9 protein-coding genes are annotated in these 26,557 nt (G+C 70.5%); 4 read left to right on the top strand and 5 right to left on the bottom strand.

Annotated elements, in window-relative coordinates:
• Positions 1-163 precede the first annotated feature (163 nt).
• Positions 164-949 carry an IclR family transcriptional regulator gene (locus ACSVC7_RS12310; protein WP_448205825.1) on the top strand — a complete coding sequence of 262 codons (786 nt, stop codon included), beginning with the start codon at positions 164-166 and terminating at the stop codon, positions 947-949.
• A gap of 153 nt (positions 950-1,102) precedes the next feature.
• Here ACSVC7_RS12310 and ACSVC7_RS12305 read toward each other — a convergent pair whose 3' ends face one another.
• The 4 genes from ACSVC7_RS12305 to ACSVC7_RS12290 all read right to left on the bottom strand — a co-directional run bounded on the left by ACSVC7_RS12305 (position 1,103) and on the right by ACSVC7_RS12290 (position 5,569).
• Positions 1,103-1,786 carry a hypothetical protein gene (locus tag ACSVC7_RS12305; protein WP_448205824.1) on the bottom strand — a complete coding sequence of 228 codons (684 nt, stop codon included), beginning with the start codon at positions 1,784-1,786 and terminating at the stop codon, positions 1,103-1,105.
• Positions 1,779-2,423, bottom strand: a complete 645-nt coding sequence (locus ACSVC7_RS12300) for a ParA family protein (protein WP_448205823.1) — start codon at positions 2,421-2,423, stop codon at positions 1,779-1,781. The genes ACSVC7_RS12305 and ACSVC7_RS12300 overlap by 8 nt, the downstream gene beginning before the upstream one ends.
• 183 nt (positions 2,424-2,606) lie before the next feature.
• The gene (locus tag ACSVC7_RS12295; RefSeq protein ID WP_448205822.1) at positions 2,607-4,403 is read right to left on the bottom strand and encodes a tetratricopeptide repeat protein; all 1,797 of its coding nucleotides are present in this window, start codon (positions 4,401-4,403) and stop codon (positions 2,607-2,609) included.
• Complete coding sequence (locus ACSVC7_RS12290) at positions 4,400-5,569, bottom strand: glycosyltransferase family 4 protein (RefSeq protein ID WP_448205821.1); 1,170 nt, start codon at positions 5,567-5,569, stop codon at positions 4,400-4,402. Before ACSVC7_RS12290 ends, ACSVC7_RS12295 begins: the two co-directional genes overlap by 4 nt.
• A gap of 294 nt (positions 5,570-5,863) precedes the next feature.
• Here ACSVC7_RS12290 and ACSVC7_RS12285 point away from each other — a divergent pair, with 294 nt between their 5' ends.
• Both ACSVC7_RS12285 and ACSVC7_RS12280 read left to right on the top strand, forming a co-directional pair.
• Positions 5,864-7,657: a tetratricopeptide repeat protein gene (locus tag ACSVC7_RS12285; protein ID WP_448205820.1), complete on the top strand. Its 1,794-nt coding sequence runs from the start codon at positions 5,864-5,866 to the stop codon at positions 7,655-7,657.
• Positions 7,654-9,576 (top strand): O-linked N-acetylglucosamine transferase, SPINDLY family protein, encoded by a 1,923-nt coding sequence (locus tag ACSVC7_RS12280; protein WP_448205819.1) that lies wholly within the window; start codon positions 7,654-7,656, stop codon positions 9,574-9,576. Before ACSVC7_RS12285 ends, ACSVC7_RS12280 begins: the two co-directional genes overlap by 4 nt.
• Here ACSVC7_RS12280 and ACSVC7_RS12275 read toward each other — a convergent pair.
• The gene (locus ACSVC7_RS12275; protein WP_448205818.1) at positions 9,554-10,957 is read right to left on the bottom strand and encodes a tetratricopeptide repeat protein; all 1,404 of its coding nucleotides are present in this window, start codon (positions 10,955-10,957) and stop codon (positions 9,554-9,556) included. The genes ACSVC7_RS12280 and ACSVC7_RS12275 overlap by 23 nt on opposite strands.
• A 408-nt stretch (positions 10,958-11,365) precedes the next feature.
• Here ACSVC7_RS12275 and ACSVC7_RS12270 point away from each other — a divergent pair, with 408 nt between their 5' ends.
• A complete protein-coding gene (locus ACSVC7_RS12270) occupies positions 11,366-26,032 on the top strand; it encodes an Ig-like domain-containing protein (RefSeq protein WP_483508325.1) in 14,667 nt (4,888 codons plus the stop codon).
• Positions 26,033-26,557 lie beyond the last annotated feature (525 nt).

The following is a 26,557-nucleotide window of genomic DNA, read 5'->3' as shown; positions in this document are numbered from 1 at the left end:
GATGATCGTTTCCCCGCATTGCAGGGTCGGTCAACAAACTTTTCCATATGCGGAAAAGAATCTGCTATTCATTCCGATATCCGGAATTCCATGGGGCCGCGTGGCCGAACCCATTTCAACGGGGTGAACAATGACCAGCGATGATGCGGGTGCGAAAACGAGCTTGCAGCGTGGTCTGGCGATCCTGCGCGTGCTGGCGGCCTCGAACGAGAACGGCGCGCGGCTGACCGACATCGCCCGCGCGCTGGCCCTGACGCCGCCGACCGTCCACCGCATCCTGAAAACGCTGACGGACGAGGGCATGGTCGAGGCCGACAAGCTGACCAAACGCTATCGCCTGGGCATCGACTTCTTCGCGCTGGCGGCGCAAGCGGGGAACCCCGGCAACCTGCGGGACATCTGCCGGCCGATCATCCTGCGCCTGTCGGCCACCCTGCGGGACACGGTGTTCCTGCTCGTCCGCAGCGGCTTCGACGCCGTGTGCCTGGACCGCAGCGAGGGGCCGGTTCCCATCCGCTCCTTCACCGGAGACATCGGCGGGCGCGTGGCGCTCGGCATCGGGCAGGGCAGCCTCTCCATCCTCGCCTTCCTGCCGGACGATGAAAGGGAGGAGGTGATCCGCTTCAACCTGCCCCGCATGCACGGGTTGGGCTTTCTGGACGAGGTGTATCTGCGCACGGAAATCGCGCGGGTGCGGGACCTCGGCTACGCCAGCCGGTCCACCGGGCTGCTTCCCGGGATGGCCGGGGTGGCGGTGCCGATCCTCGACCTGCAAGGCCACGCCGTCGCCGCCATCAGCGTCGGCACCATCGCGGAGCGCCTGAACGACGACCGCCTTCCGGTCGTGGTGGACATCCTGAAACGCGAAGCCGCGGGCGTGAGCCGCCAGATCAACCCGTTCGACCCGGTGCTGCGCCGCCCGGCCGCCGTCCTGGGTGGTGGGACCTGACTGTCCGGTTGATGACGACCGGAACCGGAACAGGGCAACCCGCGTCGTTCGCTGGAGCGCGACGCGCTTTCACTCAGCCCTGCCTGCGAACGTGACGATGCCGGCAAGGCCCCAGCCAATCCGGCCAGAGTCCTTCGGCAAGGCGGCGGTGGTTTAATCGATTAAACGCGCCAGCTCGTCGTCGATCTTCCGGATTTCGAGAAGCAGCTTGGCCCGGCGCGCTTCCAGGTCCGCGCGCCGCGTGGCGGTCGAAGGCGGCGGGGTCCTGACGGCCTTCCAGAATTCGCGAATTTCGGATTGCCGGACGTCCGGGCGCACCAGGCCCCGCTCCGCCGCCTGCTGGCGTTCGGCATCGGTGAGCCGGGCCAGCATGTAGACGGTGCCGTAGCCGGCCGCCGCCAGTTCGGGCGGAACGACCTTGTCCCGAATGGCCCGGTACGCGCTCATGAGCTGGGATCGGGCCGATTTCCCGAAACGCCGGTTCAGCCCCTCGTGCAGCGCGGCGCGTTCCTCCTCGCTCAAACGCGTTTCCGCGATCGACAGCAGTTCCCCGATCCGCAGGAATCGCTGCTGCGCGTCTTCCCACAGTTCCGAGATCCGGGTCAGGAACTCGTCCACGGTCTGGGGGATGCGCCCTTCGGGAAGGGGCGGGAACAGGTCACCGTCCAGCGCCACCGGTTCCGGCGGCGGTTCGACCGGTGGCGCGGCCTCGGCCATCACCGTGGCGAGATAGGCCGACATCGCCAGGGAGGGCGGCGGCTCCTTCGGCTTTCGGGAGCGCGGCTTGCGCACCACCTCGAAGTCCTTTCCGGCGATCTTTTCCCCGCGCCTAGCCACGGAAGGTCTCCAGCAGCGCAAGGGCCTCCGCGCCGATGGCGTTGATATCATCGGCCATGGGGGAGTAGGGCGCCGGCTTTTGCGCAAAGCTGGCGTGGTTGATCGATGCCTTCAGCCCGAGGTCCGCCTTCAGCGTCGGGATCGACAGCCCTTCGAGCTGCCGGCGCGCGACCTGGTCGACCGTCGCGCGGCGGTCGATCTGCGACAGGACCGCCGCAGCCGGGATGAACGCCTTGGGGGAAAACCGCCGGGCCTTGGTGATGGCGTTGACCACATGCTGGTAGGTCCGGAACGCCTCCACAACGTCTTTCGCGTCGGCCTTGGTCGGGATCAGGACCAGCGACGAAATGTCGATCGCGTTGACCAGCGCCGTGCTGTTGGCGCCCGGCACGTCGATGAGCAGGAAATCGTGGCTGGCCGAAACCTCGTTGGCCACCTGCACGAGGTCGTCGGCCTGAACCACCCGGAACTCCACCATCCCGGTGGCGGACAGCCAGCCGCTCAGGTTCTTGTTCGGGTCGGCATCGATGCAGAAAACCGACGCCCCCCGGCGTTTGAGGAATTCGGCAAGCGCGTTGACGAGCGTCGTCTTTCCGACGCCGCCCTTGCTGCTGCCCACAGTGATGATCTGGCCCATTGCAACCCCTGCCGGATTCGCCGGACACGCCGGTGGCACCTTTGCCGCTCCCGAGACGGAGCTGGATGACGTCTTCGGGCGAAAGGTGCGTGAAAGGGCAGGGGGCCGTCAAGCTGTGAGGCTCGGCGACCGGCCGCTCATCCCCACACCGTCACAGGCGCTGCCCGTATCAGAAGGGGCATATCAGAAGGGGCGGGTTCGGGCGATGGCCTGGAGCGCGTTCCGGACGCGGGCCATGACCGGCGTCCAGTCGCCGCGCCGATCCTGGCGGAACAGGCGCATGGTCGGGTACCAGGGGGTGCAGAGACCGGCGTCCAGCCAGCGCCAGTCCGGGGCGAAGGGCAGCACCGTCCACACCGGACGGCCGAGCGCTCCCGCCAGATGCGCCGGCGCCGTGCAGGAACTGATGACGAGGTCCAGGTTGGCCATGATCGCCGCGGTGTCGGCGAAGTCGGCGATCTCCGGTCCCAGGTCGGTGAAGACATCCATGAAGGACGCCGGCAGCGGTCCGACTGTTTCCAAATCCCTGCGGCCCGGCCCCTTTTGCAGCCCGAAAAACGTGACGCCCGGTGTCTCCAGCAGCGGAAGAAAGCCTTTCAGGCGCGGCGAACGGATGCGGTCGGCCTTGAATTCGGGATTTCCCGCCCACACGAGCCCGACTTTAAGGTCGCGCGTGCCCGACAGGCGCTCCGCCCACGCCGCGGCCAGCGCCGGCTCGGGGCGCAGGTAGGGCACGTTGGCGGGGATGGTGTAGAGCATGGTGCCGAGCCGGTGCGGCAAACTCGCCAGCGCGACGTGGACGTCGTGCGGCGGCAGCGCGTCGAAGCGGCCGACCACGCCGGCGACGCCCGGCATGGCGGAGAGCAGGCGGACAAGCTGCGTGTTGCATTCGACGAACACGCGGATGCCGCTCGCCTGAAGCAGCGGGGCGTAGCGGGCGAGCATGATGGTGTCGCCCACGCCCTGCTCGTCGTGGACCAGCAGCGTCCGCCCGGTGATGTCGCGCCCGTCCCAGGCGGGCGAGGGAAAGCTGCGCCGGGGCGACGGGAAGTCGGCCATGCGCGAGCGCCATTCGTATTCCGCGAACCCCTCTTCCAGCTCGCCCTTGAGCAGCAGCCCGAAGCCGAGGGCGGTGTGGGCCTCCGCGAGCGCGGGGGCCAGCCGGACCGCGGTCCGCGCCGCGCCGACCGCCTCGTCGACCAGCATGGCGTCGCGCGCCGCGAGGCCGAGGTTGAGATAGGCGTGGGCGCCGTCCGGCTGGGCCGCGATGGACTGGCGGAAGCAGGCGGCGGCCTCATCGAGCCGCCCGAGATCCTGAAGCGTGACGCCGAGGTTGTTGAGCACGCCCGCGTCGCCCGGCGCGAAGCCGAGCGCGCAGCGGTAATGGCCGACCGCCTCCTCCAGCCGGCCGAGCCGGCGGCAGGCCAGCCCCAGGGTGGCGTAGGCGGCGGCCGACAGCGGAGTCATGCCGAGGAGCGTCATCAGCTCCTCCACCGCGTCCCCCGCGCGGCCGTCCAGGATCAGCGCCTGGGCGAGCGGCACCCTTGGTTCGGTCAGCAGCGGCTTGAGGCGGAGCAGCCGGCGCAGCGCGGTTGCGGCCTGGGCGTGCTCCCCCCGGTCGGTCAGGACGTTGGCGAGGTTGTTGAGGACGTCGCCGAAGCCGGGATCCAGCGCCAGGGCGCGCCGGCAGCAGGCCAGCGCCTCCCCGTGCCGGCCGAGCCTTCGCAACGCGCTGGCGAGGTTGGAGAGGCAGGCCGGATTGCCGGGGTGGTGGCGGATGGACTGCGCCATCAGGTCGGCCGCCGTCGCCGGCTTTCCGTCCTGGAGCGCCAGCACGCCCAGCAGGTGCAGCGCGTCGGGCTGGTCGGGCCGGGCGGCCAGCACCCGACGGTAGGCCGCTTCCGCCTCGACCCTGCGGCCGGCACCGTGGTGGGCCAGTCCCGCCGCGAGCAGCGTTGCCGGATCCGTCTCCCCCATCATGGCTGGGCCGCCGCCACGAAGGATTTGGCGAAGGCGCGCCACGTCCGCTCGCCGCGCAGGAACGCCTGCGCCTTGTCGGCGCAGGCGCGGGAAGCGGCCCGGTCGGTGTAGAGGGTCTCCAGCAGTTCGACCGCTTCCTCGACGGACGATTCACCCCAGCACCGGCGCCGGCCGGCGGGATCGGCCACCGGGGTCTGGTGGCTGAGCGGCAGGCAGTTGCCGTCGCGGATCAGGTCCAGATGGCCGGTGTTGGCCGACAGGATGACCGGCACGCCGCAGGCCATGGCTTCCATGGCGACGAGATTGGTGGCGCCTTCGCAGCGGTTCGGGAAAATGGCGGCGTGGCACTCCGCCAGGATGGCGGGGATCTGGCGGCGCTCCAGGAAGCCTGTGTCGACGAAGGCTTCCGGGGGAAGGCCGTTGGCCATCGCCCATTCCACGATGCGCAGCTTGCCATTGTCTCCCACGGCGGGGGCGGACGGCGTCAGCGGCGACTCCGCGATGTCCATGGAGGTGTGCGGCCAGGGATTGTGCCACGCGGTGATCAGCAGCGCGTCAGGGTGGCGTTCGTGGAAACGGCGGAAAGCGGCGAGCGCGATGTCCTGCCCCTTGCGGAATTCCAGCTTGCCGCCGGAGAACACGACGAAGCGGTCGCCGAAGCGCTTGGCCGGGGGCTCCGGCCGCATCTCGTCGACATCCACCCCCTGGAAGGCGCAGGCAACCCCGGTCACGCCCTGCTCGGCGAGCAGGTCCCGGTTGAAGGTCGAATGCACCACCAGCCCGTCGTAGCGCCGCGCGCGTTCCAGCGCGTCCCGGTTGAACAGGGTGTCTTCGAAGGCGATGACCCCGACGTTGCGGTCGCCGCGGAAGCGGGCGGAGGCGGGACCCGGCACGAAGCCGTTGCCGAGCGCGTGCAGGACCGTGCAGCCGTCAAGGCCGAGCACCCGGCCGTTGGAGCGGGCGGCGATGGCGGCGATCTGCCGGTGGCCGTCTTCCAGGTCCTTCAGCCTGTCCCGGTTTTCCGGCCGCAGGGTGGACATCAGCGGCTTTTCCAGCAAGAGCGGAGGGCGGCCCAACGCGACGAGATGGAGCGCCGTGTGGACGCCGACCAATCCCCAGCCGTGGATCTCGGAAAGCTGCCAGGTCAACGCCAGAGTCTGTTCCACGCACGACCTCGCCCAGCCTCGCCCAAGGCTTGAAATCCCCTCTCCCCTCTGGGGAGAGGGTTAGGGTGAGGGGGGTGGGCTTGTGCCGGACGTAACGCCATGCACGACCCCCTCACCGGCCCTTCGGGCCACCCTCTCCCCGGAGGGGAGAGGGCTAAACGGCCAAGTGCAATAGCCCTGCAAACCTTGCCCCCAACCTCGCCACATGGCGCCGGTGACGCTAGGATAGCAGAAGGCGCAGGCCGATACAGTCGCCGATACGCAGTCGCCGATTTACAGGGGGGAGGATCGGCCGTGACGGCCAGCATCGAGACGGCAACCCGGCTTTATCGCGCCGGTCGGCTTGATGACGCCATCGGCGCCTGCCGGGCCATCCTGGCGGACGAGCCCCGGCACGCCGACGCGCTCAACCTCCTGGGCGCCTCGCTGTTCTCGTCCGGCGAGGACGGCGCGGCGGTGGAGGTCCTGAACGAGGCGGTCCGGATCGCCCCCGGCCACACCGCAGCGCTGACCAACCTCGCCGTCGTGCTGCAACACCGGCGGGAGTGGGCGGCGGCCGGGCGGGTGCTGCGCCGGCTGGTGGCGTGTCGGCCCGAATCGCTGGAGGCTTGCAGCCGGTTAAGCACGGTGTCGATGGAAGCGGGGGATCTGGAGGGTTCCCTGCGGTTCTTCCGGCGGGCGGCCCGCCTCGACCTACGGGCGGGCGTGCATTGGCTCAACCTGGGCGTGGTGCGAAGTCTCGACGGCGATGTCGCGGGCGCTGTCGGCGACCTGCGCCGCGCCATCGGAATCACCCCCGACGGCGTCCTCGCCTATGTCAGGCTCGGCGAAGCGCTGCTGGGGCTTGGCCGGGTGACGCAAGCCGCCGGCGCGTTCCGCCGCGCGCTTCGGCTCAACCCGACCACTTCGGGCGCGCTCGACGGCATGGCGCGCTGCGAGCGCTACCAAGCGGCCATGGCGGCCGCTCCCCTTGCGACGGCGGAACGCGGGCTGGTCATCCGCGGCGCCTTCGCGAACAGCTCGGGCTATGGCTATGCCTGCCGACGCTTCATCCAGGCGTTGCGCGCGCGGGGCGTGCCGCTCCAGGCGATCGGGGTCAAGGGTCCGGAATCCTGGACGGCCGAGAACCTCGACCGGCCGGTGCCGGCCAGGGCCATGGTGAATTTCCTCATCCCGTCCGCGGTCGAGCGGGTGCCCGGCCTCGCCACGGTGACCTTCACCATGTTCGAGGGACCGAGGCTTCCCCCGGCGTGGCGACGGCAGAGCGACCTCAGCGACCTGATCGTTGTGCCCTGCGAATCGTCCCGCATCGCCTGGATGGCGGCGGGCTATCCGGAGGATCGCCTGCGGGTCTGCCCGCTGGGCGTCGATCCGCAAGGCGAACCGGGCGGCGACGGTCCGCTGACCCTCGTGGATCCGGGCGGACGGCCGGTGTCCAGCTATCGGCACCGCTTCCTCAACATCTCGGACTTCATTCCCCGCAAGAACATCGACGGGCTGCTGCGGGTCTGGCTGCGGAGCACGGTGCGGGCCGACGACGCGGTGCTTATTCTGAAGCTGGGCAAGGGCGGCAACCCGGCCCTGCGCGCGGAACTCGCCACCCTGGTCCGGCGGTCGGAATCCGCGGTGGGCCGGCGGTTGGCGGACGCGGCGCCGGTGGTGCTGGTCGATCACACCCTGACCGACGCCGACATGACGGCGCTGGTGCGCACGGCGACCCACTACTGGAGCATGTCGCACGGTGAGGGCTGGGATCTCCCCATGGTCACGGCGGGAGCCTTGGGGCTGGGCCTGATCGCGCCGCGCCATTCGGCCTATGTGGATTACCTGGACGACCGGGTCGCCCGCCTGATTCCGGCCAAGGTCGCACCCGCATTCCTGCCCTACAGCGATCAGCCCTTTCCGCCCTTCCACGGGCTCGACTGGTGGAACCCGGACGAGGACGCCGCGGCGGCCATCCTGGCCGGCATTCTTCGCGGCGATGACGCAGGCCGTCCGTCCGCGCGCGACCACCTGCTGCAAAATTTTTCCTGGGGCCGGGCGGCGGACCGCCTGCTTGCCATTCTCGACGAGGCGGGCCTGCGGTGACGGCCAGGACCGACGCAAACCAAACCGATGCAGCCTTCGCCACTGCCATGGCCGATCATCGGGCCGGCCGGCTCGACGCGGCGGAGGCCGGTTACCGCGCGGTCCTGCGCGCCGACCCCGGCCATGCCCACGCCAACAACAACCTCGCCATCCTGCTGCGCGCCACGGGGAGGGGGGACGATGCCGTCGCCTGCTACCGCCAAGCCGTCCGGACCTCTCCGGAAGACGCGGCGGTCCGCAGCAACCTGTCCTGCGCGTTGGCCGATCTGGGGCGGGTGGACGAGGCGGTCGTGGCGGTCCGCGTGGCGCTGGCCCTGCGCCCGGACTACGCCGACGCCTGGTTCAACGCCGGCAACCTGTGCCAAGCCGCCGGCGATGATGGGGAGGCATCATCCGCCTACCGCCGGGCGCTCCGGCTGAAGCCCGGCATGGGGGAGGCGCTCAGCAACCTGGGCGACGTCCACAAGCGGTTGGGGGAGTCGAGCCATGCCATCGACCTTTACCGGGCGGCCATCGCGGCGCGGCCGGACCTGCCGCAGCCCGTCGTCAACCTGGGCGAGGCCCTGAAGGGGCAGGGGAGGGTCGAGGAGGCCATCCAGGTCCTGCAAAGGGGGCTGGAGCGCCATCCCGGTCTCGCCCTGCTGCATTCCAACCTGCTGTTCGCCCTGCATTACACGCCCTGGGTGCCGCCCGAGGTCATCGCGCGCGCCCACGCCTTCTGGAACGAGCGGCACGCCCGGCCGCTCATGCCGGAGGCCAAGCGCTTCGCCAACGACCGCAGCCCCGGCCGTCGGCTGCGGGTGGGTTATGTCTCGCCCGACTTCCGCGCCCACGCCTGCGCCCATTTCATCGAAGCCCTGCTGCGGGGGCACGACCGCGCGGCGGTGGAGGTGATCGGCTATGCCCTGTCGCGGCGCGAGGACGCCGTGACCGACCGGCTGAAGGCGCTGGCCGACGGATGGCGGTCGCTGTCCAGCCTGGACGACGCGGCGGCCGCCGCGCTGATCGAGCGCGACCGCGTCGACATCCTGGTCGATCTGGCCGGCCACACCGCCGGGGGCCGGCCGCTGCTCTTCGCCCGCAAGCCGGCCCCGGTGCAGGTCGCCTGGCTGGGCTATCCCGACACCACCGGCATGCCGGTGGTCGACGCCCGCCTGACCGACGGCATCGCCGATCCGCCGGGCCCGGCCGACGGCTGGCACGCCGAGAAACTGATCCGCCTGCCCAAGGGGTTTCTCGCCTACCGGCCGCCGCAGGGCATCGACGCGCCGCTGGACCCTCCGGCGCTGGCCGGCGGCATCGTCACCTTCGGTTCCTTCAACAACGCCGCAAAGGTGACTCCGGAGGTGGTGCGGGTCTGGTCGGCCATCCTGGCGCGGCTGCCGTCCGCCCGGCTGGTCCTCAAGAGCGGCGCCTTCACGGACCCGCCGACGCGCGCCCGCTATGCCCGGCACTTCGCGGACCGGGGCATAGCGCCCGCCCGGATCGACCTGCTGCCCCCCCTGCCCGAGGCCGACGATCACCTGCTGGCCTACGGCCGCATCGACATCGCGCTCGACCCGTTCCCCTACAACGGCACCACCACCACCTGCGAGGCGCTGTGGATGGGCGTGCCGGTCGTCACGCTGGCCGGCCGGCACCATGTGTCGCGGGTGGGCGCCAGCCTGCTGACCCAATGCGGGCTGCCGGACCTCGTCGCCGCGGACGAGGCCGGCTATGTCGAGGCCGCCGTCGCCCTGGCACGCGATCCGCAGCGCCTCGCCGCGTTGCGCCGGGGCTTGCGGGGCATGCTGGAGCGCTCCCCCCTCCTCGACCACCGGGGCTTCGCGGAGGCGGTCGAGGAGGCCTACCGCGGCCTGTGGCACGGTTGGATCGGCCCGGCCGGGACCGAATCCACTACCGCCCTGTCCTCCGACTGACCTCGTCGCGCAGGGCCTCCGCCGCCGCCGCGAACACCGGCCCCCAGTCCAGGTCGCGCCCCTGGCGGAACAGGCGCATCGTCGGGTACCACGGCGTGTGCTCGCCGGAACATCCGTAAATCCAATAGGGGACGTGCTGCACGAGGTTCCAGACCGGCGTGCCGAGCGAACCGGCGAGGTGCGCGACGGCGCTGTCGGTCATGATGACGAGGTCGAGCTGTTCCAGGACGGCGGCCGTGTCGGCGAAATCGTCCAGCTCGGGGCCGAGCGGCGTCACCAGACGGCCGCCCGCCCCGAGGTCGGGCAGTTCGGCCTCGGGCGGCCCCTTCTGAAGGCTGTAGAGCCGCACGCCCGGCACCTCGGCGAACCGCAGGAAGCGGGAGAGGCTGGTGGCGCGCCGGCCGTTGTCGGCGAAGGTCACCCGGCCCGACCACACGATGCCGACGCGCAGGGTGCCCGGCTCCCGCGCGCCGAGGCGACGGGCGGCCTTGTCGCGGGCGTCCTGCGGGATGGCGAGGCGCGCCGGCGGCGGAACCGAGGCCAGGGTGGTGCCGAACAGCCCCGGCAGGCTCATCTGCGACGCCTCCACGTCGAAGGGCGGCGCTGCTGCTCCCGGCGGGACGAAGCCGTCCACCTCCAGCCCCGACAGCACCCGCCGCAGTTCCGGATGGCACTCGTACAGCACCCGGCCGCCCCGTGCCTTGACCAGCGGCACGTAGCGCGCCATCAGGAGCGCGTCGCCGAATCCCTGCTCGGCGGACAGCAGGATGCTGCGTCCGTCCAGCGGGCCGCCGTCCCAGACCGGCCCCGACGGCGTCCTGCCGTGGAAGGCGGACAGCCCCCGGCGGGCCTCGTAGTCCGCGAAGCCGTGGACGTAGTCGCCGACCTGAAGCCGGGCGAGCGCGCGTTCCCACAGCAGGTTGGCCCACAGCAGGTTGGCCCACCGCGGCTCAGGCGTCGCGGCCCGCTCCTCCGCCGCCTGACGGATGAAGGCCTGGTCGATCAGGGCGAGCGCCTCCCGGAAGCGCCCCGCCTTGCGCAGCGCGATGACGCCGTTGTGAAGGACGGTCGCGTTGTCCGGATCGAGCCGGAGCGCCTCGCCCTGTGCGGCCACCCCCTCGTCGAATCGGCCGGCTTCCGTCAAGGCGTTGCCCAGATTGCTCCAGATGCTGGCCCAGATACTGCGGTTGTCCGGCGCGAACTCCAGGCCCCGCCGGTGGCAGGCGATGGCGGCGTCCAGCCTCCCGGCGCGGCGCAGCAGGAGGCCGAGCGTGCTCCAGGCGCCGCCATCGCGGGGATTGGCCGCGAGGACGGCCTCCAGCCTGGCCATGAGCCCGTCGTCGTCGGGTTCCGATTCGCTGCTGCGGCTGTCTGTCGGCATGCATCCACGCTTGCGTGATCAAGAATCGGGTCGGACACCGATCCGGCGCCCGGTCCAGGATTGCGATTGTATCGGTTGTCCCGCCGCCAAGCCATCCGGCCCGCTCGGCTTTGATTCGGTGCCGGCAGGCTGTCCACCAAGCCCTGCGCGCGGCAGGGTGTCACAATTCAACCCAATTTATGCATTGTTTCGGATGGAGTGCCTTGCCACGTCAGGTGGTGAGGTCTTAGTGGGGAAATGGAAGAGCCCATCAACGGACTGAAAATCCTCCCACGTGCAGTTGTATGTGGACATACTATAATTTGGCTGGCAAGTATCGCGTATACTGATAATCATGTCTCGATGCCGTATCGATTTGTCTAAGGCCAGCGCCGGTGCCGGCCGCGTGAGGTAGGGAGCTGAACGAGCGTGGCGAATCCAACCTTCACAGTGATCGGCACCAACAGCTTCGGCCTCTCCAACAGTGGGACCGAGGGCGCGCCGGCGCTGGCGGATCTCGATGGCGACGGCGATCTCGACCTCCTGGTCGGCAACTCGGGCGGAGACACGGTCTTCTTCCGTAACAACGGAACGTCGCTGGCGCCGACCTTCTCGCTGGAGGGGACCGATCTCTTCGGCATCGCCAACCTGAGCCAGGGCGGCGCGCTTCCCGCCCTGGCGGACATCGACGGCGACGGCGATCTCGACCTGTTCATCGGCAACCACGCCGGCACCACCCTGTTCTTCCGCAACAACGGGACGTCGGCGCAGGCGCCGACTTTCTCGCTGGAAGGCACCAACCTTTTCGGCATCCAATCCAGCGGCGGTTACGGAGCGCCGAGCTTCGCCGACCTGGACGGCGACCATGACCTCGACCTCGTGATCGGCAACGCCGTCGGCGATCTGCTGTACTACCGCAACGACGGGACGTCGCTGGCGCCGACCTTCTCGCTGGTCGGCACCAACGTCTTCGGCATGCTTCGCGCTGATGAATACTCCGCGCCGGTGCTGAAGGACATCGATGGGGACGGCGACGTCGACCTCATCAACAAGAACCTCGTCTACATCAACACCGGGACGACGGCGTCCCCGACCTTTTCGCCGCCCGGGACGAACGCCTTCATGACGGGCGACCCGGGGGCGTACCCGCGACCGGCCCTGGGCGATCTCGACGGCGACGGCGACCTCGATCTGCTGTTCGGCATCGAAGGCGGCGACAAGACGTATTTCCGGAACGTCTCGCCGGTCACCGTGACGCTGGGCAACGGCGGCACCACGATCACGCTGTCGCAGGTCAACACCCTGACCGGCGGCGCCGGCACCGACGTGGTGACGCTCGGTTCCATCGGGGCGACCTTCATCGTCACCGGGGTCGAAACGCTGACCGGCGGCAGCGGCACCGACGTGGCGACACTGGGCAGCGGCGGCAACACGCTGCTGGTGAGCCGGATCGAGACGCTGATCGGCGGCAGCGGCACCGACACGGTGACGCTGGGCAGCAGCGGCAACACGCTGCTGGTGGGCGGCCTAGAAACGCTGACCGGTGGCGCCGGCACCGACGTGGTGACGCTGGCCAGCAGCGGCAACACGTTGAGGGTGACCGGCGTCGAAACGCTGACCGGCGGCATCGGCACCGACGCGGTGACGCTCGCCACCGACGGCAACACGCTGACGGTGGCGAAGGTCGAAACGCTGACGGGCGGCGCCGGCACCGACGTGGTGACGCTCAACTCCGGCGGCAACACGGTGCTGGTGAACGGCATCGAAACGCTGACCGGTGGCGCCAATACGGATTTCGTGACGCTGGGCAGCGGCGGCAACACGGTGCTGGTCCGGCTGGTGGAGACGCTGGCCGGTGGCTCCGGCACCGACGTGGTGACGCTGGGCAGCGGCGGCAACGCGATGCTGGTCCGGTTGATCGAGACGCTGGTCGGCGGTTCCGGCACCGACGTGGTGACGCTCGACAGCGTTGGCAACACGCTGGCGGTGAGCGGCATCGAAACGCTGACCGGCGGCATCGGCACCGACGTGGTGACGCTCGCGACCGACGGCAACACGCTGACGGTGTCGAAGGTCGAAACGCTGACGGGCGGCATCGGCACCGATGTGGTGACGCTGGGCAGCGGCGGCAACACGACGCTGGTGATCGGGATCGAGACGCTGACCGGCGGCTCCAATGTGGATTTCGTGACGCTGGGCAGCGGCGGCAACACGCTGCTGGTCCGGCTGGTGGAGACGCTGATCGGCGGGTCCGGCACCGACGTGGTGACTCTCAACACCGGCGGCAACACGCTGCGGGTGAGCGGCATCGAAACGTTGACCGGGGGTGCCGGCACCGACGCGGTGACGCTGCTCTCCGGCGGCAACACACTGTTCGTGTCGCTGCTGGAGTCGCTGTTCGGCGGTTCCGGCACCGACGTGGTGACGCTGGGCAGCGGCGGCAACACGCTGACGGTGCAGGCGCTGGAGACTCTGACCGGCGGCGTCGGCACCGATGTGCTGAACGTCACCGCGGGCGGCCTGACCGCTCTGGTGACCGGCATCGAAACGCTGAACGGCAACGCCGCTCAGGATTTCGTGACGCTCGGCGACAGCGGCGGCAGCACGCTGACGGTGTCGCGGCTCGACACGCTGGTCGGCAGCGCCGGCACCGACGTGGTGACGCTCGGCGGCACCTTCAGCAGCACGATGTTGGTGTCGTCCATCGAAACGCTGATCGGCAGTTCCGCCATCGAAATCGTGACCCTCTCCGACTCCGGCGGCAACACGCTGCAGGTGAGCGGAATCGACACGCTGACCGGCAGCAGCGGCACCGACGCGGTGACGCTGGGCGGCGGCGGCAACACGCTGCTGGTCTGGCAGGTGGAGACGCTGACCGGCGGCGCCGGCACCGACCGGGTGACGCTCAGCACCGGCAGCAACGAGATGACGGTCAGCGGCGTCGAGACTCTGACCGGCGGCAGCGGTCTGGATATCGTGACGCTGGGCAGCGGCGGCAACACGCTGACGGTCTGGCGGGTGGAGACGCTGACCGGCGGCGCCGGCACGGACGTGGTGACGCTCAACACCGGCGGCAACACGCTGCAGGTGAGCGGCATCGAAACGCTGGCCGGCGGCGCCAATACGGATTTCGTGACGCTGGGCAGCGGCGGCAACACGCTGACGGTGTCCGCGCTGGAGACGCTGGCCGGCGGCGCCGGCACGGACGTGGTGACGCTCGGCGCCGGTGGCAACACGCTGCTGGTGAGCGGCGTCGAAACGCTGACCGGCGGCAGTGGCACCGACGTTGTGACGCTGGGCAGCGACGGCAACACGGTGACGGTGTCCGCGCTGGAGACGCTGGTCGGCGGAACCGGCACGGACGTGGTGACCTTCTCCCCGCCCGGCAGCGTCGGGACCCTCTTCGTTTCCGGCGTCGAGACCGTCTACACGCCGTTCCAGACGTTGGCGCTGAACGGCACCGACACACTGATCGTAATTCCAGGCAGCCCGTCCACTCCGGTGCTCAACCCGGGTTCGGACAGCGGCGCGTCCGGCGACGCGGTGACCAATGCGTCGCAGCCCACATTGACGGGAACCGCCGACGCCGGCAGCGTCGTGCATCTGTACGGAAACGGTGTCGAGATCGGGACGGGGACGGCCAACGGCTCCGGCGCCTGGTCGGTGGTCCCCGGCACGGCGCTTGCGGATGGAGCCTGGACGCTGACCGCCAAGGTGATCGCGTCCGGAGTCGAAAGCGGGGCCTCGGGCTCTTTGCTCCTGACCATCGACAGGAGCGCGCCGTCGCTGGTCGCGGCCTCGGTCAACGAGACGTTATTGACGCTGACCTATTCGGAAGCGCTGGACGGGGCGTCCGACGCGGTGGCCTCGGCCTTCGCGGTGACGGTGGACGGGGTGGTTCGCGGCGTGACGGCGGCCGACGCCAGCGGTTCGACGGTGACGCTGACGCTCGCCGGCGCGGTGAGCAAATACCAGACGGTAACGGTGGACTACACCCCGCCGGGCACGGGCGCGGTGACGCGGGACGTGGCTACCAACGTGGCGGGTGCCGTCAGTGGACAGGCGACCCGCAACGTCACTCCGGGCGATCCCAATTTTGGCTTGCCGGTCTCGAACCCCTTCGGCTTCGCCAATGTCGCCAATTTTGCCAATCCGACGTTTGCGGACCTTGACGGCGACGGCGACCTGGATGTCCTCATCGGCAACTGGGCCGGCGACACGGTGTTCTACCGCAATGTCGGGACGAGCACCGCGCCCAGTTTCACGCTGGAGGGCACCGACCCCTTCGGCCTGGACAAAGTGAGCGATGTCGCCAGCCCGGTGCTGGTGGACATCGACGGTGACGGCGATCGCGATGTCTTCATTGGTGACGGCCTAGGCGACCACCTCTTCTATCGCAACGTCGGAACGACGGCGGCGCCCAGCTTCACACTCGAGAGCACCAACCCCTTCGGCCTCGGCAACGTCGGCAACAACGCCAGTTCGACGTTTGCGGACATCGACGGCGACGGTGACCTCGACATTCTCATCGGCAATCTCGACGGCAACCTGCTGTTTTACCGCAATATCGGAACGACGGCGGCGCCCAGCTTCACGCTGGAGGGCACCAACCCCTTTGGCCTCAACCTCGGTCTCGGCAGCGACGACGGCGACTCCAACCCGACGCTGGTGGACCTTGACGGGGACGGCGACCTCGACTTCCTCACCGGCGATTGGAACGGCAACCTGCTGTTCTACCGCAATGTCGGGACGGTGGCGGAGCCCAGCTTCACGCTGGTCGGCACCAACCTCTTCGGCCTGAGCAACGGCGGCTATGCTTCCAGGCCGACGGTGGTGGACATCGACGGCGACGGCGACCTCGACGTCATTACCGGGAATTTCGACGGCGCCCTTGTGGTAAACCTACAGATGCCGCCGCCGCCCACGCCGGGCGGCTTGGGTCTGAGCGCGGCGTCGAACGGTGGCTCGACCACCAACACCCTGACCAACGTTGCCACCCCGGCCATCACCGGTACGTCTGTGGCCTCCGCGACGGTGGTGCTGTACGACAGCGACGGCACAACCGCGCTGGGCACGGCGACCGCCGACGCATCCGGCCTGTGGACGGTCAGCGCAGCTTCGCTGTCCGACGGCGCCCACAGCCTGACCGCCAAGGCGATCAACGCCGCCGGCACCTCCGCAGCCTCCACGGCGCTGACCGTGAGCATCGACACGGAGGCTTCGGCGCCGACGGGCTTGGCCCTGGCGGTGGCGTCGAACAGCGGGTCCACGTTGGACACGCTGACCAGCGTCCCGGCCCCGGAGATCACCGGCAGCGTCGCCGAGGCGGGCACGGTGGTGCTGTACGAGGGGGCAACGGCCCTGGGCACGGCCACGGTGGCCTCCGCTGGGTCTTGGACCATCACCGCGGCCTCGCTGAGTGACGGCGTTCACAGCCTGACCGCGAAGGTAAGCGACGCGGCCGGCAACACCTCGTCCGCTTCGACCGCGCTGACGGTCAGCATCGACACCGGCGCGTTGGCCCCGACCGGGCTGGCCCTGGCCGCCGCGTCGAACAGCGGGTCCACCGCCGACACGCTGACCAGCGTCCCGGCCCCGGAGATCACCGGCAGCGTCGCCGAGGCGGGCACGGTGGTGCTGTACGAGGGGGCAACGGCCCTGGGCACGGCCACGGTGGCCTCCGCTGGGTCTTGGACCATCACCGCGGCCTCGCTGAGTGACGGCGTTCACAGCCTGACCGCGAAGGTAAGCGACGCGGCCGGCAACACCTCCGCGGCCTCGACCGCGCTGACGGTCAGCATCGACACCGGCGCGTTGGCCCCGACCGGGCTGGCCCTGGCCGCCGCGTCGAACAGCGGGTCCACCGCCGACACGCTGACCAACGTCACGGCCCCGGCGATCACCGGCACGGTGGCCGAGGCCGGCACGGTTGTGCTGTACGAGGGGGCAACGGCGCTGGGTACGGCGACGATGGCCGGCCCTGGTGCCTGGACGATCGCTGCGGCGTCCCTCGCCGACGGCGTGCACAGCCTGACCGCCAGGGCGACCGACGTGGCGGGCAACACCTCGCCAGGTTCGGCCGCACTGACCGTGACGATCGACACCAGCGTTCCGGCACCGGGTGCGCTGAGCCTGGAAGCCGGCTCGAACAGCGGGTCTACAGCCGACACCCTGACCAACGTCGCGGCACCGACGATCACCGGCAGCATGGCCGAGGCGGGCACGGTCGTCCTGTACGACGGGACGACAGCCGTGGGCACCGCGACCGTCGCCGCTCCGGGAGCCTGGACAGTCACTGCGGCGTCCCTCGCCGACGGCGTGCACAGCCTCACGGCCAAATCCTTCGATGCGGCGGGCAACACCTCTTCGCCTTCGGCCGCGCTGACGGTGACGGTGGATACCGCCGCCGCTGCCCCGAGCGGACTGGCGCTGGAGGCGGCTTCCAACAGCGGCTCCACGGCCGACACGCTGACCAACGTCACGACACCGACGATCACCGGCAGCACGGCCGAGGCGGGCACGGTCGTCCTGTACGACGGGACGACAGCCGTGGGCACGGCGACCGTCGCCGCGCCCGGCGCTTGGACGATCGCCGCGGCCTCCCTGAGCGATGGCGCGCACAGCCTGACCGCCAAGGCGACCGACGCGGCAGGCAACACCTCCGCCGCCTCCACCGCGCTGACCGTGACCGTGGACACCGGCGCTTTGGCCCCGACGGGGCTGGCACTGGCCGTCTCGTCGAACAGTGGCTCTACAGCCGACACGCTGACCAACGTCACAGCCCCGGCGATCACCGGCAGCGTCGCCGAGGCTGGTACAGTGGTGCTGTACGAGGGCAACACGGCCGTGGGCACGGCGACGGCCTCCACGGCCGGAGCCTGGACCATCACCGCCGCCTCGCTGAGCGACGGCACCCACAGCCTGACCGCCACGGCGACCGACGCAGCGGGCAACACCTCGTCCGCCTCGACCGAACTGACGGTGACCATCGATTCCGGCGCTTTGGCCCCAACGGGGCTGGCGTTGGCGGCTTCGTCGAACAGCGGCTCGACCGCGGACACGCTGACCAGCGTCACGGCCCCGGCGATCACCGGCAGCGTCGCCGAGGCCGGCACGGTCGTGCTGTACGAGGGCGCAAAGGCGCTGGGTACGGCGACGATGGCCGGCCCTGGTGCCTGGACGATTGCTGCGGCGTCCCTCGCCGACGGCGTGCACACGCTGACCGCCACGGTGGCTGATGCGGCGGGCAACACCTCTTCGCCTTTGGCCGCGCTGACCGTCACGGTGGATACCGCCGCCGCTGCCCCGAGCGGACTGGCGCTGGAGGCGGCTTCCAACAGCGGCTCCACGGCCGACACGCTGACCAACGTCACGACACCGACGATCACCGGCAGCACGGCCGAGGCGGGCACGGTCGTCCTGTACGACGGGACGACAGCCTTGGGCACGGCGACCGTCGCCGCGCCCGGCGCCTGGACGATCGCCGCGGCGTCCCTCGCCGACGGCGTGCACAGCCTGATCGCCAAGGCGACCGACGCGGCGGGCAACCCCTCCGCCGCCTCCGCCGCGCTGACCGTGACCGTGGACACCCGCGCTTTGGCCCCGACGGGGCTGGCACTGGCCGTCTCGTCGAACAGTGGCTCTACAGCCGACACGCTGACCAACGTCGCAGCCCCGGCGATCACCGGCACCGCGGCCGAGGCCGGCACGGTCGTGCTGTACGACGGTGCGACGGTGCTGGGTACGGCGACGATGGCCGCCCCTGGTGCCTGGACCATCACCGCCGCCTCGCTGAGCGATGGCGCCCACAGCCTGACCGCCACGGTGGCTGACGCGGCAGGCAACACCTCCGCAGCGTCCACCGCGCTGACCGTCAGCATCGACACTGGAGCGCCGTCCGTTGCCATCGCGCTGAGCAGGACGACGCTCGGGGCGGGGGAGACGGCGACCGTCACCTTCACCTTCAGCGAGGCGCCGGTGGGCTTCTCCACCGCCGCCGTCACCGTGCAGCACGGCACGCTGTCGAACCTGTCCGTCCTGCCCGGCAGCGACGGGCTGGTCTACACCGCCACCCTGACCCCGACCGTGGAGACGCTCGCCTCCGACAACCGGATCACCGTCGCCACGGGCTGGAGCGATGCCGCCGGCAACGCCCCGACGGCCGCGGCGGCCTCGGCCGGCTACGCCATCGACACCCGGAGTCCGCCCAGCAACACGGCCCCCGTCCTCGGCGGCGCCGTGGCCGGCCAGACGGTCGACGACACCGCCAGCCGTCGGCCCTTTTCCACTCTGACCGTTTCGGACGCCGAGGCCGCCCAGGCCCAGACCGTCGTGGTGACGGTGCGCGACACGGCTGGCGTCGGGGCCGGCACCGTCGGCGACGCCACCGGCGCCTTCACGCAGGCCAGCCTGGAGGCCAGCGGCTTCACCAAGACCGCTGGCGGCACCTACAGCCTGTCCGCGACCTCCGCCACGGCGGCGCAGGCCGCCCTTCGGCTGCTCGATTTCCAGCCGGCGGCCAACCGCATGGCACCGGGCGGGCTGGAAGCCACGGCCTTCACCGTGACGGTCACCGACGCGGACGGCGCGTCGGCGACGGACACCGTCACCAGCATCAGTGCCCTGTCGGTCAACGATCGTCCCGTTCTGGCCCAGACGCCCGGCACCCGCAACGTGGACCAGGGGCAGGCCTTTTCCTACACGGTCGCGGCCGGCACCTTCACCGACGCCGATACCGGCGACAGCCTCACCTTGAGCGCGACGAGCGGTGACGGGTCGGCCCTGCCCGGCTGGCTCAGCTTCGACGCGGCCACCGGCCGGCTGTCCGGCACGCCGGGCAACGCCGACGTCGGCACCCGGACGGTGCGCATCACCGCCACCGACAGGTCCGGCGCGGCGGTCTCCGGCCTGCTGACCATCCAGGTCGCCGACGTCAACGACACGCCGGTCGCCAGGAACGACGCGGGGGCCACCGACCGGCTCACCCCCGTCGCGGTGGCGGCGGCTGGAGGCGTGCTCGCCAACGACGAGGATCCCGATGCCGGCGACCGCCTGACGGTCAGCGCGGTGGCCGGCGACGCCGCCAATGTTGGCCGGGCCATCACCTTGTCCGGCGGTGGCAAGCTGACCGTCAACGCCGATGGCGGATACAGCTTCGACCCGGCCGGCGCCTACGGCACGCTGCACTTCGGCCAGACCAAGCAGGAGACGGTCGGCTACACCGTCGCCGACCGGGCCGGCGCGACCTCCACCGCCACGCTGACCATCACCGTCCGGGGCGTCAACTCCGCCCCGGCGGTGCAGGAGGCCAAGCGGGTCGCCATCGACCAGAACTCCAGCCGCGTCGGCCTGTCCATCGACAAGCCGGTCGATCCGGAAGGCGACCCGCTGACCATCACGGTCACCGGGCTGCCGACGGTCGGGCTGCTCCAGCGCTACGACGGCACGGCGCTCGCCGTGGGCGACACGCTGACGCCGGACCAGCTGGCCGCGGTGGTCTACACGCCGCCCTTTGGCGCCACCGGGGCCGCCGGGGCCTTCAGCTACGCCGTCTCCGACGGGACCAGCCTGATCGGCCGCGCGGTGACGATCAGCCTGACCCCGGTCCAGTGGCTGGGCATCAGCCCGACCAGCCTGTCCGGCGCGGAGGGCAACAGCGGCACCACAAACCTGACCTACACGATCACCCGGCGCGGCGACACGTCGGGGACGACCACGGTCAAATGGCAGGTCGATAGCGGTGGCCTGACCGGCAGCCTTGCCGACGCCGCCGACTTCGGCGGCACGTTGCCAAGCGGCACCGTCACCTTCGCCGCCGGCGAGACCAGCAAGACCGTCAGCGTTCCGGTCAGCGGCGACCGGCTGGTCGAGGGCAACGAGCAGTTCCGGGTCCTTCTCTTCTCCCCCTCGACCACGGTGGCCGACGCCAAGATCACGGTGGAAAGCGCGTCGGCGCTCGGCACCATCCTCAACGACGACCGCGCCGCCACCATCAGCACGGTGACCGGGCCGGGCGCCGGCCGCTATCTGGCGGCGCGCGGCGACACGCTGGACTTCACCGTCGCCTTCAGCGACGCGGTCAGCGTCTCCGGCACCGGCGCGCCGCGGCTGGCGTTGACCATCGGCACGCAGACCCGCTACGCCACCTTCCTTCGCGCCGAGTCCGGCACGCTGGTGTTCCGCTACGCCGTCGCCACGGACGACCTGGACAGCGACGGCATCGCCGTCGCCGGCACGATCGACCTGAACGGCGCGCAAATCGTCGACAGCGCCGGCAACACCGTCACCAGCCTCGGCTTCGGCAGCGCGGCGCCGGTCACCGCCCATGTGCTGGTCAACGTCCGCGGCGGCCACGCCATCGACGGCTACATCGCCGGCGCCACGGTGTTCGCCGACGCCAACGCCAACGGCCAGCTCGACGGCGGGGAAGCGTCGGGGACCACCAACGCGGTGGGAAGCTGGTCGATCCAGGGCGGATCCGGCCCGATCGTCATGGTCGGCGGCACCGACATCTCGACCAACCTCGCCTTCACCGGCGTCTACGAGGCGCCGGGCTCGGCCTCGGTCATCACGCCGCTGACCACCATCATCATGGGCATGGCGGGGCTCGCCGGCACCGACGCCCAGATCGCGGCGGCGGCGGCCGAGCTGAAGAGCAAGCTCGGCCTCGACGCCGGCCTCGACCTGCTGACCTACGATCCCATCGTGGCCGTGACGGCAACGGGGGCGGACGCCGCGGCCGTCGCAACCGCGCTGAAGACGCAGGCCGCGGCCGCCAGCGTCGCCAACGTGATCGTCCAGGGCAGCGCGGTGCTCGCCGGGGCGGTGATCGGCACGCCGCGGGCCAGCGGCGTGATCGGGCGGGCGCTGGTTGGCGCCATCGCCGACGCGGTCAAGGCTGTCCCGGCCGGCGGCACGATCGACTTTGCCGATCCTGTCGTCCTGGCCGCCATCCTGGCCGCCGCCGGCACCCGGATCGGGGCTGTGGACAGTGCCAAGCTGGCCGCGGCGACCAGTGGTGCGGCGAACGTCATCGCCGCGTCGAACGGCGCGGTGGTCACCGCCGGCACGACCAACAGCGGCGGCATCGACGGGCTGACCCAGATGGCCCAGGCCCAGGTGGTGGCGCAGGGCGCGGCGGCCGACCAGCTGCGCAGCGGCACCGCCGCCGGCGACGTGACCGGCGTGGTCACCGCCTTCACCGGCACCAACCTTCAGCAGCAGATCAGCACCGCCCAGGTGGCCGTCGTCGTGCCGTCGCGCCTCGCCATCGCCGCGACCGACGCCGACAAGCGCGAAGGCGACACCAGCTCCAAGGCCTTCACCTTCACCGTCACCCGTTCCGGCAACACAAGCGGCGCGCTGACGGTCGACTGGGCGGTCGCGGCCAGCAATGGATCCGGGGGGAGCACGCTCGACGCCGCGGATTTCGGCGTGGCGCTGCCCAAGGGCACCATCTCCTTCGCCGACGGCGAGGCGACGAAGGCCATCACCATCCAGGTCGCAGGCGACACGGGCATCGAACCGGACGAGACCTTCACCGTCACCCTGTCCAACCCGTCCGTCGCCGCGACGGCGATCGAGACGGCGTCGGCGACGGGCACCATCCGCAACGACGACCCGATCAACCCGAGGCTGACCCTGCCGGCCGCCCAGACGGTGGTGGCGGGGACGGCCGCGGCCATCGCCGGGCTGTCGGTGGCCGATGGCGACAGCGCCACCGTGACGGCGACTCTGACCCCGGGCAACGGCAGCGTGGTTCTTGCCGGGCCGGCCACCGTCAGCACGGCCCTTGATGGCACCGTCACGGTCAGCGGCAGCGTGGCCGACGTCAACACGACGCTGGCCTCACTGGTCTTCACCGGAACCAAGGGGCAGACGGCGGGCAGCGTCGCCGTGGTGCTGGCCGACGACGACCCGTCTACCCCCGACGCCTCCGGCACGTTGACCGTCGCCATCCAGTCGCCGCCAACCAACACGCTGCCGAGCAGCCCGACCCTGGTCGCCGGCACCGCCAGCGAGGTGCTCGGGCTGGAGATATCGGACGTCGACGGCGGCACCATGACCGTCGTGCTGACGCCGACCAACGGCGCCATCCGGCTGCCACTCTACGGCGGCGCCACGGCGAGCGACCTCGGCAACGGCGCGATCCGGCTGGCGGGCACGCTGGACGACGTGAACCGCACGCTGCAGCAGCTGGAGTTCACCGCGTCCCGCAACGTCACCAGCGCGTCGATCCGGTTCGACACGGCCGACGACCAGCCCCTGACCCCCGACGCCGGCAGCCTTCTCGTCATCGGCGTGCTGTCGTCGCCGGAGCAGACCTTGCCCGCCACCCTGTCGGCGGTCGCCGGTGTCGCGGCCAAGGTGAGTGGCCTTTCGGTCGGCGATTACGACAGCGCGACGCTGCAGGTCACGCTGGCCCCGACCGGCGGCACGCTGGCGCTGACGGCGCAGGGTGGGCTGACGCTGACGCAGCCGTCGGCGGGCGTCTGGCGCCTGCTCGGCACCCAGGCCGACATCGCGGCCACGCTGGCGACGCTGACCTTTACGGGCACGCCGGGGCAGACGTCCGGGACGATCCGGGTGACCACCAGCGACCTCGGCACGCTGACGACCGACGCCGACGCGACCATCGCGGTGACGATTGCCGATCCGGCGACGCTGATCGCCCCGACGCTCACCCTCCCGCAGCCGATCACCGTCGATCAGGGCCTGCCCACGGCCTTGGGAGGCATCCAGATCGCCGATCCCGACAGCGGTGCGGTGACCGTGACCCTGGCTCCGACCCGGGCGGCGCTGGGCGCCACCGCGGCGGGGCAGGCGAGCGTCGCGACGGCCATCGACGGCACGGTCACCATCACCGGTTCGGTCGCCGACGTGAACGCGACCCTGGCCAATCTGCGGATCACCGGTGGCGCCTTCCCCACGGCGACCATTGCGGTGGCGGTCAGCGATGGCGCCACCACGCCGGCGACCGGCACGCTGACGCTGCCGATGGTGGACCGCACGCCGCCGGGCAGCCCGACGATCACCGCGGCCACCACCGACGCCGCCGGCATGCTTTCGGTGACCACCACCAACCGCAACCAACTGTTCGTGCGCGGCACCGCCGAGGCCAACAGCCGCGTCGCCCTGTCCGACACCGGAAGGGTGGTGGCGACGGTCACCGCCGATGCCTCGGGAGCCTGGATCGCCGACCTTGGCGCGACACCGCTGGCCGACGGCACCCACGCCTTCACGGCAAAGGCCTCCGACGCGGCGGGCAACACCGGTCCGGCCTCCGGCGCCCTGTCGGTCGTCGTGGACACCGTGGCTCCATCGGCCCCTTCGATCGCTTTCAGCGGCGGCGCCCCCGGCGGCGTTATCGACCGCGCCAGGCAGACCAGCGTCGGCTTCGTCATCTCCGGCGGCGAGATCGGGACGACCTACCGCTGGGCGCTCACCTCCTCGGGTGGCGGCACGCCGCTGACCGGGACGGGGACGGTCCGCAGCGCCAGCGATACGCTCGGCGGGCTCGACGTCTCCGGTTTGGCCGACGGCACCCTGTCGCTGTCGCTTACGCTGACCGACGCGGCGGGCAACGCCTCGGCGGCCGCGTCGGCGACCGTGGCGAAGGCCGCAGGCACGCTGGTGGACGGCGCCCAGGTCCTGACATCCGCCGCGCAGGCGAACGGAAAGACCGTCAGCACGGTGGTGGTCCAGGCGCCCACCGCCGGTCGCGTGGAGGATCCCGGCACCGCGAACGCCGGCTTGGCCGACGTGCCGCTGGTCCGGGAGACGGTGACCGATCCGGCCAGCGGCCAGCCGGTGGTGGCGACCACCTTGCAGGTCGGCCTGCCGACCGGTGTCGGCGTGACGGCGAGCGGCCCGGCGAACCGCGAGGCGCCGTCCGAGACGCGGGCTGACCTGATCCGCGAGATCGAGGCGCGCACGGCGGCCGGATCGGCGGCGCGCACCGACCTGGCAGGCGGGGGCACCGGCTTCCTGAACGCCCTGCCGCAGCAGGCGTCCCTGCTGCTGCGCACGCTCAGCTTCACAACATCCGGCGGCGCACCGGGGACGGCGGTCCGTGTCACCGGCACCACGCAAGCGAGCATCACAGGGGTTGCCACGCCGACAGCCCTGGTCATCGACACGACCGGGGCCGCAGGGCCGCTGACCATCCAGCTCGACAAGGTGGAATTCGCTGCGGTGATCGGCGCGGCGACGCTGACCGGCGGCGAGGGCAATCAGGTGGTCTATGGCGACGCCAGCAGCCAGTCGATGATCCTCGGCCCCGGCGATGATCTTCTGTCGGGGGGTGGCGGCAACGACACGGTGGCCAGCACGCTCGGCAACGACACGCTGTACGGCGACGGCGGCGACGACCTGATGAACGGCGGCGACGGCGACGACCTGATGGACGGCGGCACCGACAACGACACGATGGGCGGCGGCGCCGGCCGGGATACCATGGGTGGCGGTGCGGGCAACGACATCCTGATCGGCGAGGACGGCGACGACGCGCTGTTCGGCGGGACCGGCACCGACAGCCTGTTCGGCGGCACCGGGAACGACAGCCTGTTCGGGCAGGAGGGCGACGACATCCTGGCGCTGGGGGCCGGTGCGGACATCGCCGACGGCGGCGACGGCAACGACACGCTGTTCGGGCAGGAGGGGGACGACACGCTGTTCGGCGGGGCCGGCACCGACATCCTGTCGCTGGGGACGGGCAACGATCTGGCCGACGGCGGGGCGGGCAACGACACGCTGTTCGGCGAGGACGGCAACGACACGCTGTTCGGCGGCGCCGGGGACGACGTGCTGTCCGGCGGGGCGGGGAACGACCTGCTGTTCCTCGACCAGGGAGCCGACACGGTGTGGGGCGGCGAAGGGGCGGACATCTTCGCCCTGGGCGGCTCTTCCGGCGGAGCGGCGGTGATGGACTTCACCGCCGGCACCGACCGGCTGGCGCTGTTCGACCCGTCGCTCGACCTCAAGAGCGTGATCGCGTCGGCACGGGTCGTGAACGGCAGCACCGTGATCGATCTGCGTCCGGGCGTGAGCGTCACCATCGTTGGTCAGACCGGCGATGTCTCTCGCTGGTTCGCCTGATCGGGTTTGCCTGATCCGGTTCGCCTGATGTGGAGCGGCCCGTCCCCGACTTGATCGGGGATGAGCGGCGCACCGCGCAACGACTCTCCTGTTCGGGGCCGCCGCTGAAAATTCGTACGCTGAAAAACCATAATAAAAATGCAGTTATTGGAATAGGTAAGCTCGACAATAAGAATGAGTGATGGGGCCGCGCAATACGCCCGACAAATCTCCGGAAGGCATAGCCGAAGCGTAGAATTTAGCCCGTTATCCAATAATAGCGCTGCGAGAGGCGTGCTACATCTTTTTAATTTATACTGAAGAACGCCGACGCCGATCATTCCACGGATTGGCCCAGGCCGAATGCAGTGAGCGGATCTGCGCTCTTTTTCCCGAAAACAAGGGGTTCCACGGTCCTGATTTTCGTTATATACCTATCGTATATAACGGCTTCGGCGAGGTCGGTTCGATGGAACGTGACATCACCCGGACGAACGGCGCGACGCCGGTTCGGAGGCGCGGACTGTCGAGAGAGTACCTCACGCG

This window comes from Azospirillum mesophilum (genome assembly GCF_053470405.2).
This window is presented reverse-complemented; position numbering and strand designations above follow the sequence as displayed.

What these genes read in the sequence shown, in the direction of transcription:
- ACSVC7_RS12300 (WP_448205823.1), bottom strand. Translation starts at nt 2,423, where the DNA reads ATGGGCCAGATCATCACTGTGGGCAGCAGCAAGGGCGGCGTCGGAAAG.
- ACSVC7_RS12295 (WP_448205822.1), bottom strand. Translation starts at nt 4,403, where the DNA reads ATGATGGGGGAGACGGATCCGGCAACGCTGCTCGCGGCGGGACTGGCC.
- ACSVC7_RS12275 (WP_448205818.1), bottom strand. Translation starts at nt 10,957, where the DNA reads ATGCCGACAGACAGCCGCAGCAGCGAATCGGAACCCGACGACGACGGG.